The 16,038-nt window shown below is 42.5% G+C and carries 12 protein-coding genes and 1 tRNA gene; all 13 read left to right on the plus strand.

What is annotated here, in order from left to right:
- Positions 1 to 58 precede the first annotated feature (58 nt).
- The 13 genes from prfB to OB87_RS17785 all read left to right on the plus strand — a co-directional run bounded on the left by prfB (position 59) and on the right by OB87_RS17785 (position 15,964).
- A protein-coding gene (prfB, locus tag OB87_RS17725) for a peptide chain release factor 2 (RefSeq protein WP_123250227.1) occupies positions 59 to 1,157 on the plus strand; the annotation gives its coding sequence in 2 pieces (ribosomal slippage) (positions 59 to 133 and positions 135 to 1,157; 1,098 coding nt in all).
- Between the two features lie 8 nt (positions 1,158 to 1,165).
- Entirely contained in the window at positions 1,166 to 2,683 is a 1,518-nt protein-coding gene (gene lysS / locus OB87_RS17730; RefSeq protein ID WP_033570722.1) for a lysine--tRNA ligase, read from the plus strand.
- 211 nt (positions 2,684 to 2,894) lie between these two features.
- Positions 2,895 to 3,566, plus strand: coding sequence for a LysE family translocator (locus OB87_RS17735; protein WP_033570749.1), 672 nt, complete (start codon positions 2,895 to 2,897; stop codon positions 3,564 to 3,566).
- Between the two features lie 84 nt (positions 3,567 to 3,650).
- Positions 3,651 to 3,724, plus strand: a tRNA-Gly gene (locus OB87_RS17740).
- Between the two features lie 232 nt (positions 3,725 to 3,956).
- Positions 3,957 to 4,355, plus strand: coding sequence for a winged helix-turn-helix transcriptional regulator (locus tag OB87_RS17745; protein WP_033570723.1), 399 nt, complete (start codon positions 3,957 to 3,959; stop codon positions 4,353 to 4,355).
- Between the two features lie 925 nt (positions 4,356 to 5,280).
- Entirely contained in the window at positions 5,281 to 6,711 is a 1,431-nt protein-coding gene (locus OB87_RS17750; RefSeq protein ID WP_081977414.1) for a mannose-1-phosphate guanylyltransferase/mannose-6-phosphate isomerase, read from the plus strand.
- Complete coding sequence (locus OB87_RS17755; protein WP_033570725.1) at positions 6,708 to 8,069, plus strand: phosphohexomutase domain-containing protein; 1,362 nt, start codon at positions 6,708 to 6,710, stop codon at positions 8,067 to 8,069. Before OB87_RS17750 ends, OB87_RS17755 begins: the two co-directional genes overlap by 4 nt.
- A 277-nt stretch (positions 8,070 to 8,346) precedes the next feature.
- Positions 8,347 to 8,913, plus strand: coding sequence for a hypothetical protein (locus tag OB87_RS17760; RefSeq protein WP_033570726.1), 567 nt, complete (start codon positions 8,347 to 8,349; stop codon positions 8,911 to 8,913).
- Positions 8,910 to 11,453, plus strand: coding sequence for a glycosyltransferase family 4 protein (locus OB87_RS17765; protein ID WP_033570727.1), 2,544 nt, complete (start codon positions 8,910 to 8,912; stop codon positions 11,451 to 11,453). Before OB87_RS17760 ends, OB87_RS17765 begins: the two co-directional genes overlap by 4 nt.
- A gap of 326 nt (positions 11,454 to 11,779) precedes the next feature.
- Positions 11,780 to 12,814 (plus strand): GDP-mannose 4,6-dehydratase, encoded by a 1,035-nt coding sequence (gmd, locus tag OB87_RS17770; protein ID WP_033570728.1) that lies wholly within the window; start codon positions 11,780 to 11,782, stop codon positions 12,812 to 12,814.
- Positions 12,814 to 13,707, plus strand: a complete 894-nt coding sequence (locus tag OB87_RS17775) for a GDP-mannose 4,6-dehydratase (protein WP_033570729.1) — start codon at positions 12,814 to 12,816, stop codon at positions 13,705 to 13,707. Before gmd ends, OB87_RS17775 begins: the two co-directional genes overlap by 1 nt.
- The gene (locus OB87_RS17780; protein WP_033570730.1) at positions 13,704 to 14,846 is read left to right on the plus strand and encodes a glycosyltransferase family 4 protein; all 1,143 of its coding nucleotides are present in this window, start codon (positions 13,704 to 13,706) and stop codon (positions 14,844 to 14,846) included. Before OB87_RS17775 ends, OB87_RS17780 begins: the two co-directional genes overlap by 4 nt.
- Positions 14,846 to 15,964: a glycosyltransferase family 4 protein gene (locus tag OB87_RS17785; protein WP_033570731.1), complete on the plus strand. Its 1,119-nt coding sequence runs from the start codon at positions 14,846 to 14,848 to the stop codon at positions 15,962 to 15,964. Before OB87_RS17780 ends, OB87_RS17785 begins: the two co-directional genes overlap by 1 nt.
- Positions 15,965 to 16,038: the final 74 nt, after the last annotated feature.

Genomic DNA, 16,038 nt, shown 5'->3' on the forward strand with positions numbered 1-16,038 from the left:
ACAATTCGCGGTTTACATGCATTCTGTCATCGACAAATAACATTAAGATCCTAACACCATGTTTGAAATCAATCCGGTAAAAAACCGCATTCAGGACCTGTCTGACCGGACAGCTGTTCTGAGGGGGTATCTTTGACTACGACGCCAAAAAAGAGCGTCTGGAAGAGGTAAACGCCGAGCTGGAACAGCCCGACGTATGGAACGAGCCTGAACGCGCGCAGGCGCTGGGGAAAGAGCGTTCCTCCCTGGAAATGATTGTCGACACCATTGATCAGATGGTTCAGGGGCTGGACGATGTATCCGGTCTGCTGGAGCTGGCGGTGGAAGAAGACGATGAAGACACCTTCAACGAAACTGTTGCCGAGCTGGATCAGCTGGAAAACAAGCTGGGTCAGTTGGAATTCCGTCGTATGTTCTCCGGCGAGTACGACAGCGCGGACTGCTACCTTGACCTGCAGGCCGGTTCAGGCGGCACCGAGGCGCAGGACTGGGCCAGTATGCTGCTGCGTATGTATTTGCGCTGGGCGGAAAGTAAAGGCTTCAAGACGGAAATCATTGAAGAGTCCGAAGGCGAAGTGGCTGGTATTAAATCCGCTACCATCAAGATCATGGGCGACTATGCGTTTGGCTGGCTGCGTACCGAAACCGGCGTACACCGTCTGGTGCGTAAGAGTCCGTTTGACTCGGGCGGCCGTCGTCACACCTCGTTCAGTTCCGCTTTTGTGTATCCGGAAGTGGATGACGACATCGATATCGAGATCAATCCCGCGGACCTGCGTATCGACGTATATCGAGCGTCCGGTGCTGGTGGTCAGCACGTTAACCGTACTGAATCTGCGGTGCGTATCACCCACATTCCCACCAATATCGTTACCCAGTGCCAGAACGATCGCTCCCAGCATAAGAACAAAGATCAGGCCATGAAGCAGCTGAAAGCCAAGCTGTATGAGTTTGAAATGCAGAAGAAGAACGCGGAGAAACAGGCGATGGAAGACAACAAGTCCGACATCGGCTGGGGCAGCCAGATTCGTTCTTATGTGCTGGATGACTCCCGCATTAAAGACCTGCGCACCGGGGTGGAAACACGTAATACCCAGTCGGTGCTGGACGGTGATCTGGACAAGTTTATCGAAGCAAGTTTAAAAGCGGGGTTATAAGGAATCTCATGTCTGAACCACAAAACCAGGGTGCCGAGCAGGCGCTGGATCTTAATAACGAACTCAGAACGCGCCGCGAGAAGCTGGCGTCGCTGCGTGAAACCGGCGTGGCTTTCCCGAATGACTTCCGTCGTGACAGCACGGCTGATCGGCTGCACGCCAGCTACGACGAAAAAGATAACGAAGAGCTGGAAGCGCTGGGTCTGGAAGTGACGGTAGCAGGCCGCATGATGACCCGCCGTATCATGGGCAAAGCCTCGTTCGTGACCTTGCAGGACGTGGGCGGCCGTATTCAGCTGTATGTGGCGCGTGATGACCTGCCGGAAGGCGTTTACAACGAGCAGTTCAAGAAGTGGGACCTCGGTGATATCGTCGGCGCGCGCGGCAAGCTGTTCAAAACCAAGACCGGCGAGTTGTCGATCCACTGTACCGAACTGCGCCTGCTGACCAAGGCGCTGCGCCCGTTGCCGGACAAGTTCCACGGCCTGGCGGATCAGGAAACCCGTTACCGTCAGCGTTATCTGGACTTGATTGCTAACGATGAATCACGCCACACCTTCCGCGTGCGTTCGCAGATTCTGGCTGGTATCCGCCAGTTCATGGTCGGCCGCGACTTCATGGAAGTGGAAACCCCGATGATGCAGGTGATCCCCGGCGGCGCGTCCGCGCGTCCGTTCATCACCCATCACAACGCGCTGGATATCGACATGTATCTGCGTATTGCGCCGGAACTGTATCTGAAGCGTCTGGTGGTGGGTGGTTTTGAACGTGTGTTCGAGATCAACCGCAACTTCCGTAATGAAGGCGTGTCGCCGCGTCACAACCCTGAGTTCACCATGATGGAACTCTATATGGCGTATGCGGACTATAAAGACCTGATCGAACTGACCGAGTCGCTGTTCCGTACCCTGGCGCAGGACGTGTTGGGCACCACCGAAGTGCCGTACGGCGACCAGGTGTTTGATTTTGGTAAGCCGTTCGAGAAGCTGACCATGCGTGAGGCGATCAAGAAATATCGCCCGGAAACCAATCTGGCGGATCTGGATAACTTCGACGCGGCGAAAGCCATCGCCGAATCTATCGGCGTCAAGGTAGAGAAGAGCTGGGGCCTGGGCCGTCTCGTCACCGAGATCTTCGAAGAAGTGGCGGAAGCGCATCTGATTCAGCCGACCTTCATCACCGAATACCCGGCGGAAGTCTCTCCGCTGGCACGCCGTAACGATCAGAACCCGGAAATCACCGATCGCTTTGAATTCTTCATCGGCGGGCGTGAAATCGGCAACGGTTTCTCCGAGCTGAACGACGCTGAAGATCAGGCGCAACGTTTCCAGGATCAGGTTGCTGCGAAAGACGCGGGTGACGACGAAGCCATGTTCTACGACGAAGACTATGTTACCGCGCTGGAGCATGGTTTGCCGCCGACGGCGGGTCTGGGTATTGGTATCGACCGTATGGTGATGCTGTTTACCAACAGTCACACCATTCGCGACGTGATCCTGTTCCCGGCGATGCGTCCGCAGAAGTAAGCCTCACCACAGTATTTCGGCTCACCTGCCAGCAGGCAGGTGAGTTGTTCGCTCTTCCTGTCCTTAACTCCTTTTCCTTGTACTTCCATCAGAGCGAAATCACATCAGATAGACTCGTCTTGCCGTTGGCGAGAGACTGATGTTACTGTCGTTTTTCTTGAATGCAGCGGAACTGCAGTTGTTCATCCACGATAGTTTTAAGAGATACGCTATGTTACTGGTGATGTTGAGTGGCTTGTTGTTGTCGTTGTCGCTGTGTCTGGATTTAGGGATCGTCAACACTGCCATTATTAATCGTGGTGTTCGGGATGGTGCAGGCGCGGCGTTTTTTATTGGGCTGGGATCCTGCTTTGGCGACTTGATTTACGCCACGTTGTCCGTACTGGGAATGGCGGTGATTTTCAACTATACGCCAGTGCGCTGGTTGCTATGGATTGGCGGTGGCGGCGTATTGTTGTGGCTGTCGTTCAGCATGGCGCGTAGCGCCTGGCGCGATTATCGACAGCATCGCGCTTTAGCCATTGATACCACAAGTGGACCTTCATCATCGGGATCCGCGCCTGCGCGCCGCCATTTTATTAGTGGAATGGGAATGGCGCTGGCGTCACCCAGTGCGCTGCTGTGGTTTGCGGCGGTCGGCGGGACGTTGATTGCCCAGGCCACCGACGGTTCTACCAGGCAGGTCGCGCTGTTTCTGGGAGGATTTTTTATCGGCGGTGTGCTCTGGACGCTATTCATGGCACTGTTGATCCAGTACGGGCGCAGCGCGTTGAAAGGACGACTGTCGTTTTACTGCAGCGCGGTATCCGCGGTACTCTTTGCCATGTTTGCCGTACAGGTGATCACTAACGGATATCAAACGCTACTCACGCCGCTCAACTGAATCGTTTGATTAAAACACGCGCAGTCAACCGGTGTTTTGTCTTGCCCGCCAGACAGATGACGCTATAATGCCAGTCACTTCGATGCGGGCGTAGTTCAATGGTAGAACGAGAGCTTCCCAAGCTCTATACGAGGGTTCGATTCCCTTCGCCCGCTCCAAGTCCTTTCTTCCGTCCCTTTAAGCCCTGCCCTTTTGCTATCACGTCTTGCTGCTTAGGTAAGTGATGTACTGCTATTGTCTCGTTCCCCATGTTTTTACCATGAACACCGTGCCTGCCTCCTTGGTTTTAAAAAGAAACTAACTCCCCAAAAGAAATAACATGCGCTATGGTAAGCAGGTATACCAAAATATACCGAGTAAGATCTTAACTGAGACAACAGAGGTCATAGGATGCCTGAATTCAGTGTTTACAGTAAAACCTGCCCGGCACGCGTGGTGCTGGATCGCCTGTCCAATAAATGGTCGCTGCTGATTCTGGATCGGCTGGCGTGTGAGCCGGTCAGGTTCAACCAACTAAGACGTGATATTGAAGGTGTATCGCAGAAAGTGTTGTCACAAACGCTCAAACATCTGGAACGTGATGGCATGATTCACCGGCAGGTGTTTGCTACCGTGCCAGTGACGGTGGAGTACTCAATTACTACACTGGGTAAGACACTGGTCAAGACCGTGCATGAACTGACCCACTGGGCGGAGCGGAACATCGATGAAGTCATGCTGGCGCAGCAGCGGTATGATGAACTTAATTCTACCTCGGCGGTGATATCGGTATTAGGGTCTGTCCCTTAACCTCCCAGCGCGCTAAAAAGTGCCGCAAGAATCATTTCCGAAAGGTTATTTTTTGGTTGAAAATTGAACGTTTTTAGTCGTTATTTATCGCTTAAAAGCGTTTTTGGGCACAGTTATAACAATGCTGATCTGTACAAAAAATAGTTACGGGACACACCCTGGTGATGAATAAAGCCATCAATATGTCTACGTAATTCAATAAAAATATTATTTATCAATAAGTTATTTTTTTGATTAAGATGCATTCGGCGTGCTTACAAGCATGAGCACAGTCTAAATAGCGGGCCGGATCTTTAGGTAGGATAATGCTCATTTCCGTCAAATTTCTGTTTAAGTTCAACGAATCTGTAATATCATTACACCAAGTTTGCTCTGACATGTAAAATGTGCAGATAGTGCGCTATTTACCCTGCTTCTTTGGGAGGGTCATGGTGAGCAGTCGGTTATGTGCTTTGGGGGGATACCCAAGGGCGGTAGCATTGTCTAAAAGATAGTTAGCTTTATAGAAACTGTGGCAACTACCTATACAGAAGTTAGATTATTGTCTGGAAAACCTCCAATCCAATCTGAGATGAGGTCTTTAGTAACTTTGCATTGGCCTGGTTATCAGAAGAAGGAGGCAGGCTTTTTTGCCTGTTGTGTCTATTCAATGCTGTAACTACAGGCATGCTGTAGAGAACGCGTATTGAACTAAAGTCGGCTTGCAAGCTCTGTTTATCCACTATTCACATGAAAAGAAATTATATAATTCTTAATTAGTTATCTCTCATTTTCCTTAAAATGATCTGATCACAACGTATAGGCGTATGTACTTTCTAGGACTAATCAGTCTGAAATGTATACTAGTGTTGGATTTTGTGGGCGAAAAATAAGCATCAGAGTGTTAAATCCACCATGTCTGCAAAACATGGTCCAGGAGGTTAGTTTGTCAACAGTAATTATTCCCGTGATCATGTGCGGCGGTAGTGGATCACGTCTTTGGCCTGTATCGAGAGAACAGCACCCTAAACCCTTTATTCGTTTGTCAGATGGCGAAAGTTTGATTCAAAAAGCTTTGCTGAGGGCATTGGCTTTTGATGGCGTAAAAGAGATCATCACTGTTACGAATAAAGAATTGCTTTTTAAGGCAGTAGATGCTTTTTCCGAAGTTTATAAAGGCGAAATTCCGATTTCGTATATTCTTGAGCCAGTAGGGCGCAATACAGCTGCAGCTATTGCATCTGCTGCATTGCTTACGCATAAGAAATATGGCAATGATGCGATTCTGATGATCCTGGCTGCGGATCATCTAATTAATAATAGTGATGCCTTTATTAGTGCAGTGTCTCATGCTGCTTCACTGGCTTTACAGTCAAAATTAGTTACTTTTGGCATTCGGCCTGAGAAACCCGAAACTGGCTATGGATACATCAAGTATCATGGAAATCAGGTTGAAAGGTTTGTAGAGAAACCGTCTGCTAGCAAAGCTCATGAATATATAGAGTCAGGCGATTATCTGTGGAATTCAGGTATGTTCTGTTTTTCTTGTGGAACGATTTTGGAAGAGATGAGGGCTCTTTGTCCAGAGGTTCTGGTTGATGTTGAACATAGCATTAGTGTTTCTCATTTTTTGGAGATGAATGGTGCAACACAGCTTGAATTAGATATGGGGACGTTTTCTCAGGTTGAAGATATTTCTATTGATTATGCAGTCATGGAGAAATCTAAGCAGGTTTCTGTAGTTCCTTGCGATATTGGCTGGTGTGATATTGGTTCCTGGACTGCTTTAGGTGAGCTGGGCAGTATTGACAGTAATGGCAATACTGTGGAAGGTTGCGCCGAAGTTCTCGCTTACAATACAAGTAATTGTTATATCAAAGCCGATGAAAGAGTGATAGGTACTGTAGGCGTAGATAATTTGGTTATTGTTGATACTCCTGACGCCTTGTTGGTTGCGAGTAAAGATGACGGTCAGAATGTTAAGTCTATATATAATCAACTTAAAGCTAAAGGACACCAGGCTTATAAAATTCATCGTACCGTTCATCGCCCTTGGGGGACATCAACAATCCTGGAGGAAGGAAATAACTTCAAAATTAACCGAATTGTTGTCAAGCCTGGTGCCAAATTGAGTATGCAGTTACATCATCATAGAAGTGAGCACTGGATAGTAATGTCAGGAGCTGCAAAAATCGTTAACGGTAATAAAAATATATTCCTTTCCACTAATCAGTCTACTTATATTCCTGCTGGCGAGCAACACCGTGTTGAGAATCCTGGTGTCATAGACCTCGTAATGATAGAGGTACAGAGTGGTGAATATCTTGGTGATGATGATGTTATTCGATTTGATGAGAATGGGAGTCTAATTCAATGAGTTTGGTGTGCTTTAAGGCTTACGATATACGAGGTCGATTAGGTGATGAGTTAAATACGAATATTGCATATCGTATTGGGCGTGCATTTGGACAATATTTAAATGCTAAAACCGTTGTTGTCGGGGGCGATATTCGCTTAAGTAGCGAGGAATTAAAATCTGCTTTGGCTGATGGTTTGAGAGATGCCGGGGTCGATGTTATCGATCTTGGAGTAACTGGAACCGAAGAAATCTATTTTGCTGCTTTTCATTTGGATGTGGATGGAGCTATTGAGGTTACAGCCAGCCATAACCCAATGGATTATAATGGTATGAAACTGGTAGGGCGTGGAGCCAAGCCAATCAGTGGTGATTCGGGGTTAAACGATATCCGTGACCTTGCTGAACGAGAACAGTTTAATGCTATCACTTGTAAAGGTAATTATACTAAGCGTTCTTTGCTGAATGAATATGTTGATCATCTCATATCTTATATTGATGTGAGAAAATTGATGCCACTAAAATTAGTAGTCAATGCAGGTAATGGTGCTGCTGGGCATGTTATTGATGAAATCGAAAAAAGATTTCAACAGTATCAAGTCCCAGTAGAATTTATAAAGATACACCACGAACCTGATGGTCATTTCCCTAATGGTATTCCTAACCCGTTATTACCTGAAAATCGCTCTGCGACGTCAGATGCTGTGAAATTACATCAGGCAGATATGGGGATTGCATGGGACGGTGATTTTGATCGCTGTTTCTTGTTCGATGAAAACGGGGAGTTTATTGAAGGATACTACATCGTTGGCCTTCTAGCCGAAGCTTTTCTTGCTAAAAATCCTGGTGCCAAGATTATCCATGATCCCCGTCTGACGTGGAATACAGTTGATGTGGTCAGCAAGGCTGGTGGCGTTCCTGTCCAGAGCAAGACGGGCCATGCTTTTATCAAAGAGCGTATGAGAGCGGAAAACGCTATCTATGGTGGGGAAATGAGTGCTCACCATTATTTCCGTGACTTTGCTTATTGCGACAGTGGTATGATCCCTTGGTTATTGGTAGCAGAATTACTGTCATCCAGTGGAATAACGTTATCTGAAATGATTGGTGCTCGCGTTAAAGCTTATCCGTGCAGTGGTGAAATTAATTATAAAGTTAATAATGCTAAAGAGATTATTGCCAGCATTGAAAGTACTTTTAAATTAGACGCCATTAATATTGATCGTACTGATGGATTGAGTATGGATATGTCAGAGTGGCGTCTGAATGTTCGAACATCAAATACTGAACCACTTCTTCGCTTAAATGTTGAAACACGGGCTTTGACTGATTTAGTCTGGCAGAAAGTAGCGGAAGTCGAGAAAATAATCAAAAGTTAGTAGAGTATCAAGGTTGTTATAGTGTGATTCTGGCATCATTTGGTTAGTGCATGATGATGCCAGTTAATGTGTTTTTGTATATGTAAGATACATAGTTCTATTTTTTGATTTTTCTATATTTGTTTTCTTATAAAGAATAGGTTGTGTTTCTGTGAACGATATTCAATGTTAGTGTTGTTTGTGTTTTATTCAGAATTATATCGTTATCTTAAATATTAACATTGAGAAATATTTTTTATAAAATCTACTCATTACATTTAATCGACAAGCTGAAAGTATGCATCCTGAGAAAATGAATAGAAAAGAACTTTCTACCATTCATAGTTTTGAAGAACAGTCTCTGCAGTTAAGAGAAAGTATAGAAATGAATATCATTTATAAACAAAAAATTGATATTTATTATGAGCAGTTAAGTGAATTGCAGGATGAGAATAAAAAGATTCTTCTCAGATTAGAACAGTGTGAACAGCACTTATACGCAATTACACATAGCCGATCATGGAAAATAACTGCTCCTATGCGTACGGTAGGTCGTCATATTAAAAAATTACTTCTCATTACTTTAATTCGGAAATTGATAAAAAAGGTATTGAAATACAGTATTTCATTTATATCAAAACGACCTTTTTTGAAGCGAATAGCTATTAATTTTTTGAATAAATTTCCAGGTATTAAAAGCCGAATTAGAAGTATTGCAGTTAATTCTATTCATCAAGATAATAGAGATTATTATTTCCCAATAAATAATTTTGATAATGTAGATTTTTCATTATTAAGTCCATTTGCGTTAAAAATTTATTATAAGATGAAAGAGAATATAAAAAACAAGGAAAACTCCCGATGAGAATCATTATAGATATGCAAGGAGCTCAGACTCCTTTCTCTGCTCATCGCGGGGTTGGGCGTTATACTCTTGATCTTATAAAAGCGGTTATTAATAATTCGAAAGGACATGAGGTTTTTCTTGCTCTCAACGGAGCCTTTCCTGAATCTATCAGAAAAATAAGAGATTACTTCAACGATATATTACCACAATCAAATATTGTTGTTTGGCAACAGTATTTATATTTCGCTGGGCAGCAACGTGATAGTTATGTAAAAATGAGTGCAGCGGAGATATTGCGTGAAGCTTTTTTGAATTCATTTTCCCCAGATGTTATTTTTTCTACCAATTTACAGGAAGGCTTTTTTGACCCAGCTCCTACATCTGTACGAAAATACTATGCTAATAATGTGGTATATGTAACAACTTTACATGATGTTATTCCTTTATCCCAGCCGGATACCTATCTTAATGATGTGGTAACAAAAGCTTGGTATCAGGAGAAAATTGATGCAGCTATTAATTCTGATGCCATTATTACAGTTTCAAATCATTCGAAAAATGAGATATTAAAATATTGTAATGTTGGGTCTGAAAAAATTTATTCCATTCATAATGCAGTAGATAAAGTTAAGTTTAAACCTGTAGCTTTATCTGAAGATGAAAAAGCTAGTATCTTGGCTGGAATAGGAATAATAAAACCATTTATTCTTTATTCTGGTGGCAGTGATGCACATAAAAATCTAGGTGGGCTATATAAGGCTTTTTCTTTACTTCCTGATGAAATAAGAGAAAACTATCAGCTAGTAATGGTAGGTAAAGAATTAGGGAATGATCAGCTAATACACCGTGCAACATTAGCAAAACTGGGTATTAATGAAAATGTAGTATTTACTGGTTTTATTAGTGATGATGTTCTGATATCCCTTTATAATTTATGTTATCTTTTTGTTTTTCCTTCTTATAGAGAAGGCTTTGGATTACCGGTACTTGAAGCTATGTCTTGTGGGGCCGCTGTTCTAAGCTCAGGTACATCCAGTATTATAGAGATTAATAATCTCAATGGAGCCTACTTCGATCCTTACGATATCGATGATATAGCTGAAAAAATTAAATCTGCTATTATTGATAATGATTTCTATTCCAGATTAAAAAGATACGCTGTTGAGCAATCAGGTAATTTTTCTTGGGATGCAAGTGCTTGTGCGCTATTAGCGATTATGCAGAATTTAGTAAGCCAGCGTGATTGCTATTCTCTTTGTACCGAGTCCTGTTCTGAGGGCAAAGTCGATGAGATTATTAGTAAGATAAGCTCCTTAAAAGACATTGATGCATTAAGTTACTCAACCTTGGCCTGTATTTCACAATCAGTTGCCGAGACCTATCCAGCTATCGAAAATAGAAAAAGTCGACTCTATCTAGATGTTAGTGCTGTTATGGTAAATGGTGACCGAACAGGGATTCAGCGTGTAGTAAGGGCTATTTCTTTTGAGTTGGTTCGCAGTAAGCTAGAACAATTAGATGTTTATCCTATATATAAAAAACCAGAAGATAATTCTTTTAAAATAGCCAAAGAGCTTTTAGATGAAATTATGGGAGAGCAGTTTGACTCGTCCATGCTCATTGATATTGATTTTATCTTCGGAGATACTCTATTATTCTTAGACTTACATCCATCGCTTGCGATCTCACATGAGCTGAGAACCGATTACTTAATTAGTAAAGGTGTCAATGTTTATCATGTAGTATATGATCTTTTGCCATTAAATTTCCCCCAATATTTTTGGCCAGAGTTATGCCAAGAGTTCAAAACCTGGTTCGAGTCTATCTTAAAATCACAGGGGGTTTTGTGTATTTCAAAGGCTGTTGCGAATCAGGTTAATCACTATATTGAAAAAAATGATATAAAAATTAGAGAAAATTTTATCGTAGGCTCGTTTCACCTTGGTGCCAATATGGAGTCTTCTTTGCCAACCAAAGGTATATCCCATGCTGAGAAAGAGATGATATCTCATCTAAAACGGAATCCTACTTTTTTAATGGTTGGTACTATAGAGCCGAGAAAGCAACAAAAGCAAATCCTGGATGTGTTCAATATATTATGGTCACAAAAATTAAATATTAATCTTGTTTTTGTTGGAAAGAAAGGATGGGGCGTTGATAACCTTATTTCTCAGATTTCAACGCATCCAAAATTAAATAAGCAATTTTATTGGTGTAATGGTATTTCTGATGAATGCCTGGAGTCTTTGTATTCAATTTCCTCTGGATTAATTATAGCCAGCGAAGATGAAGGCTTTGGCTTGCCATTAATCGAGGCTGCTCAACATGGAATTCCTATTATTGCCAGAGATATTCCTGTTTTTCGTGAGATTGCTGATGACCATGCTTATTATTTTTCCGGTAAATCAGTGTCAGATATCGCTAAAGAATTCACTGAATGGTTAGCACTCTTTGAAATGAACGAACACCCCAAATCAATTGCTATGCCCTGGCTGACATGGAAGCAAAGTGCGCAGCAACTTTTGGTTTCATTAGGTATTAATGCTGAGCTAAATTGACATGTCGCCACATTTTAGACATCTCTTATATGGCAAATTCAGATTTTTAGGGTGGTTTATATTTTATTTCATCCTTAACTGGCTATTTAAGTGTTTTACTGGGTTTTTATATTTTTATGGAAAGGATTAAATAATTTGATCTTTATCCGAAAGTCTCAAGTATTCTTTAGGAGCTTTTAGAGGATAACTTGAGATTATAGCTTATCGTGAAGAAAATGTTGAATATGCGATATCTGTAATACTGATTTCATATAAAAGTATTACTTGAACAGGTGGTTGCATTTTTTATTATTATGATGTTTATATTTTAACTTGGAGCATTATCTATGAAATCCGCAGTCGTTACTGGAATTACTGGTCAAGACGGTGCTTACCTCGCTGAATTATTGTTAAATAAAGGTTATGCTGTATACGGTACTTATCGTCGTACTAGCTCCGTTAACTTCTGGCGAATTGAAGAGCTGGGTATTGATAAGCATCCAAATCTGCATTTGGTTGAATATGATTTGACAGATCTTTCCGCCAGTATTCGACTTCTTCAAACGACTCAGACTACAGAAGTGTATAACCTTGCTGCGCAAAGTTTCGTCGGTGTTTCTTTTGAACAACCGGTAGCAACAGCAGAGATTACTGGGGTCGGCCCTTTAAATCTGTTGGAAGCTATTCGCATTGTAAATCCGAATATCCGATTTTACCAAGCATCCACTTCAGAGATGTTTGGCAAGGTTCAGGCTATACCACAGATTGAAAGCACCCCGTTTTACCCGCGCAGTCCCTATGGTGTGGCAAAATTGTATGCTCACTGGATGACTATCAACTATCGTGAGAGTTATGGTCTTTTTGCTTGTAGTGGTATTCTGTTTAATCATGAGTCTCCGCTACGTGGCCGTGAGTTTGTAACGCGTAAAATCACTGATTCAGTGGCCAAAATCAAGCTGAACAAATTGGATGTTCTGGAACTAGGTAATCTGGATGCAAAACGTGACTGGGGATTTGCCAAAGAGTATGTTGAAGGTATGTGGCGCATGTTACAAGCGGATAAGCCTGATACTTTTGTGTTAGCGACTAATCGCACTGAAACTGTGCGTGATTTTGTATCTATGGCATTCAAAGCGGCTGGATTTACCTTGAAATTTGAAGGCTCTGCAGAAAATGAAATAGGTATCGATACTGATACTGGTAAGGTTCTTGTTCGGGTGAATCCGAAGTTTTATCGTCCAGCAGAGGTCGAATTGCTGATTGGGAATCCTGTATATGCCAAGGCCAAACTGGGATGGGAACCTAAAACTACATTGGAAGAACTGTGCCAGATGATGGTAACAGAAGATATCCGTCGTAATGAAGCAGGATTCTCTTTCTGATGACAGAAAAACGTGTCTTGATAACTGGAATTCAGGGCTTCACTGGCCGCTATATGGCGGCCGAAATGTCTGCATCTGGGTACCGGGTCATGGGATTAGGAAGCCAGCTGTCGCCTATATTAGATGTTTATCAGGCTGATTTGACTGATCAGGCTGCACTTAAATATGCGATTGAGCAGATTCAACCTCATGTTGTTATTCATTTAGCTGCATTAGCATTCGTTGGTCATGGCAATCCAAATGATTTTTATCAGGTAAACGTTATAGGTACTCGCAATTTGCTCGAATGTCTAGCGCAGTTGCGCCAATCGCCAGAAGCTATACTGATTGCCAGCAGTGCTAATATTTATGGTAATAGATCCGAAGGTGCTTTATCTGAAAGTAGTTTGCCAGACCCTGCAAACGATTATGCGGTTAGTAAGCTATCTATGGAGTTTATGGCTCGGCTGTGGATGGATCGGTTACCAATTATTATTACCCGTCCTTTTAATTACACAGGGATCGGCCAGGCAGAAAGCTTTCTCCTGCCAAAAATTGTAGCTCATTTCCAACATAAAGCTGATGTCATCGAATTGGGTAATTTGGATGTATGGCGTGATTTCAGTGATGTTCGATCCTTAGTTCAAGCATACAGGAGGCTTATTGAAGTAAAAGCCTTCAAGCGAGTTGTGAATGTATGCTCTGGCGAGAGTTATAGTCTACGTGAAGTTGTTACTCTTTGTGAATCTATTTCTGGGCATAAGACAAAAATACAAACTAATCCAGAGTTTGTCCGGAGCAATGAAGTCAGAACACTGTGTGGTGATGCCAGCCTGTTACGTTCATTAATTGGTGAGTGGCAACCTCCAAAACTTGAAGAAACTCTCCGCTGGATGTTGGGATCATTGATGTGAAGGTAATACTATCCGTAGATGTAATTAGATTTCCTTTAACGGGAATCGGCCGTTATACATGGGAGTTAGCATCTGCTTTAATGCAAATGCCACAGATTCTTGAACTGAAACTTTTTTCTGGCAAGAATTTCATTCCGACTCTTCCAGCCATTCAAGAAAGTGCGGGCTTTAAACATGGACTTAAGCAATTAGTGCAAGGAAACTATATTGCAACAGAAGCTTATCGGCTTCTAATGCCCTTGTTGAAAAAAAGAGCGCTTAAAGGGAGTGATGACTATTTATATCATGGTCCTAATTTTTTTCTTCCACCATTTCCCGGAAGAAAAATTGCGACTTTTCATGATTTGTCACCATTTACGTGGCCACATTGCAATACACCACAACGTATTCGTTTTACACAAAAAGAATTACTCAAAACGATTTCGTCTGCTGACGCATTGATTACTGACTCTGAATATGTGCGTCAAGAAATTTCAGATTATTTTGGCTGGCCGGTTGAACGCATTTATACTGTACCTTTAGCATGCTCCACTGATTTTCATCCGCGTACTTCAGATGAGTGCAAAAATGTATTATCGCAATATCGATTGACATATCGTCAGTACTCTTTATATGTCGGTACAATTGAACCCCGTAAGAATCTAATTGCATTATTGGATGCCTATTCCAGGCTTCCTCTAGACTATAGACTAAGAATTCCTTTGATTCTAACTGGGTACAAAGGGTGGCAGAATGAACCTATCATGCATCGAATTGAAGCGGCGCAAAGAGAGGGATGGGTTCGTTATCTTGGCTATTTGCCGATTCAGGTTTTACCTATTCTGTTTTCTGGCGCAAGGGCATTTTGTTTCCCTTCGCTATATGAAGGGTTTGGCTTACCTGTGCTTGAGGCTATGGCATCGGGGATTCCAGTTGTTTGTTCTGACTCATCATGCTTGCCTGAGGTAATCGGAGATGCAGGGCTCATGTGTAAACCAGATGATATTGAACAAATGACGTATTTGCTTACCAAGGCTATCGATGATGATTCCTGGAGAGAGAATATTATTAGTAAGGGTGTGCAACGTGCCAGGGAATTTTCTTGGCAGAAGTGTGCTGAGCAAACAATTAAAGTTTATCAAAAAGTTATTAATAACTAATGAGAATTCTACACTTTACTAAAACATATTATCCGGTAGCTTACGGAGGTGTTCAGCAGGTCATTTATCAGATTGCTGAAGGCTCAATTCAGCGAGGGGCCTCTGTGGATGTGCTTTCTCTCAGCCCGGATGGTTCCTCAAAAGATGGTGTTATCGGACATCATCATGTTCATACTTCAAAACAAGACCTGTATATTGCTTCGACAGGTTTTTCTTTGTCGGCAATTCGTGACTTCAGACGACTTGCTGAAAAAGCTGATATTGTACATTATCATTTCCCATGGCCGTACATGGATTTATTACACTTATTGACTCAGCCTAATAAACCAACAGTGGTAAGTTATCACTCAGATATTGTAAAACAAAAATATCTATTATATTTCTATAAGCCTCTGATGCGATATTTTCTAGATCATGTCGATTCCGTTGTAGCTTCCTCGCCTAATTATGTGCGTACTAGCCCGGTTCTGCAATCACTGAAAAAGCCCCCAGAGGTTATACCGTTTGGTATCGACCCTAGTTCTTACCCTCGAGCATCGTCGGTTCAGATTAATAAATGGCGTGCCCGATTCCCTGAACGCTTCTTTCTATTTGTCGGTTTTCTTCGTTACTATAAGGGTCTGTCTTATCTATTAGATGCACTGGCGGGGATAGATTATCCCCTCGTGATTGTCGGAGAAGGGCCTTATGAATTAGAGTTGAAGTCTCAGGCAGTAAAGCTTGGGTTAAAAAATATCCATTTTTTGGGTGCAGTGACGGATGAAGATAAAAGGACTTTATTTGAGCTCTGTTATAGTGTTGTTTTCCCGTCTCATCTGCGTTCTGAAGCATATGGGATGACACTGCTTGAAGCTGCAATGTATGGTAAACCGATGGTCTCATGTGATATTGGGACTGGAACTACTTATATTAATCAGCACGGAGTGACAGGGCTTGCGGTTGCCCCTGCCAACTCACAGCATTTAAGCAACGCTTTGCAGTATCTATGGTCTCATGTGGATGTCGCCATGAACATGGGTGAGCAGGCACGTATACGATTTCTTGAGCATTTTACTGCCGAAAAAATGATAGATAGTTATATGGAATTATATGAGAATTTGATTAAAAAAAGAAACTAGGGATATCTTTTATAGAATTAGTAGTTGTAGCTTTTATATTTTATAAATTTTCAGATATTAATTGGTGTTGTTTT

Source organism: Dickeya undicola, from assembly GCF_000784735.1.
In the GTDB taxonomy this organism is placed as follows: domain Bacteria; phylum Pseudomonadota; class Gammaproteobacteria; order Enterobacterales; family Enterobacteriaceae; genus Dickeya; species Dickeya undicola.

Bases quoted from the DNA above. Each gene is read 5' to 3' on its own strand.
- lysS (WP_033570722.1), top strand. From the start codon at position 1,166: ATGTCTGAACCACAAAACCAGGGTGCCGAGCAGGCGCTGGATCTTAAT.
- OB87_RS17735 (WP_033570749.1), top strand. From the start codon at position 2,895: ATGTTACTGGTGATGTTGAGTGGCTTGTTGTTGTCGTTGTCGCTGTGT.
- OB87_RS17745 (WP_033570723.1), top strand. From the start codon at position 3,957: ATGCCTGAATTCAGTGTTTACAGTAAAACCTGCCCGGCACGCGTGGTG.
- OB87_RS17755 (WP_033570725.1), top strand. From the start codon at position 6,708: ATGAGTTTGGTGTGCTTTAAGGCTTACGATATACGAGGTCGATTAGGT.
- OB87_RS17760 (WP_033570726.1), top strand. From the start codon at position 8,347: ATGCATCCTGAGAAAATGAATAGAAAAGAACTTTCTACCATTCATAGT.
- OB87_RS17765 (WP_033570727.1), top strand. From the start codon at position 8,910: ATGAGAATCATTATAGATATGCAAGGAGCTCAGACTCCTTTCTCTGCT.
- gmd (WP_033570728.1), top strand. From the start codon at position 11,780: ATGAAATCCGCAGTCGTTACTGGAATTACTGGTCAAGACGGTGCTTAC.
- OB87_RS17775 (WP_033570729.1), top strand. From the start codon at position 12,814: ATGACAGAAAAACGTGTCTTGATAACTGGAATTCAGGGCTTCACTGGC.
- OB87_RS17785 (WP_033570731.1), top strand. From the start codon at position 14,846: ATGAGAATTCTACACTTTACTAAAACATATTATCCGGTAGCTTACGGA.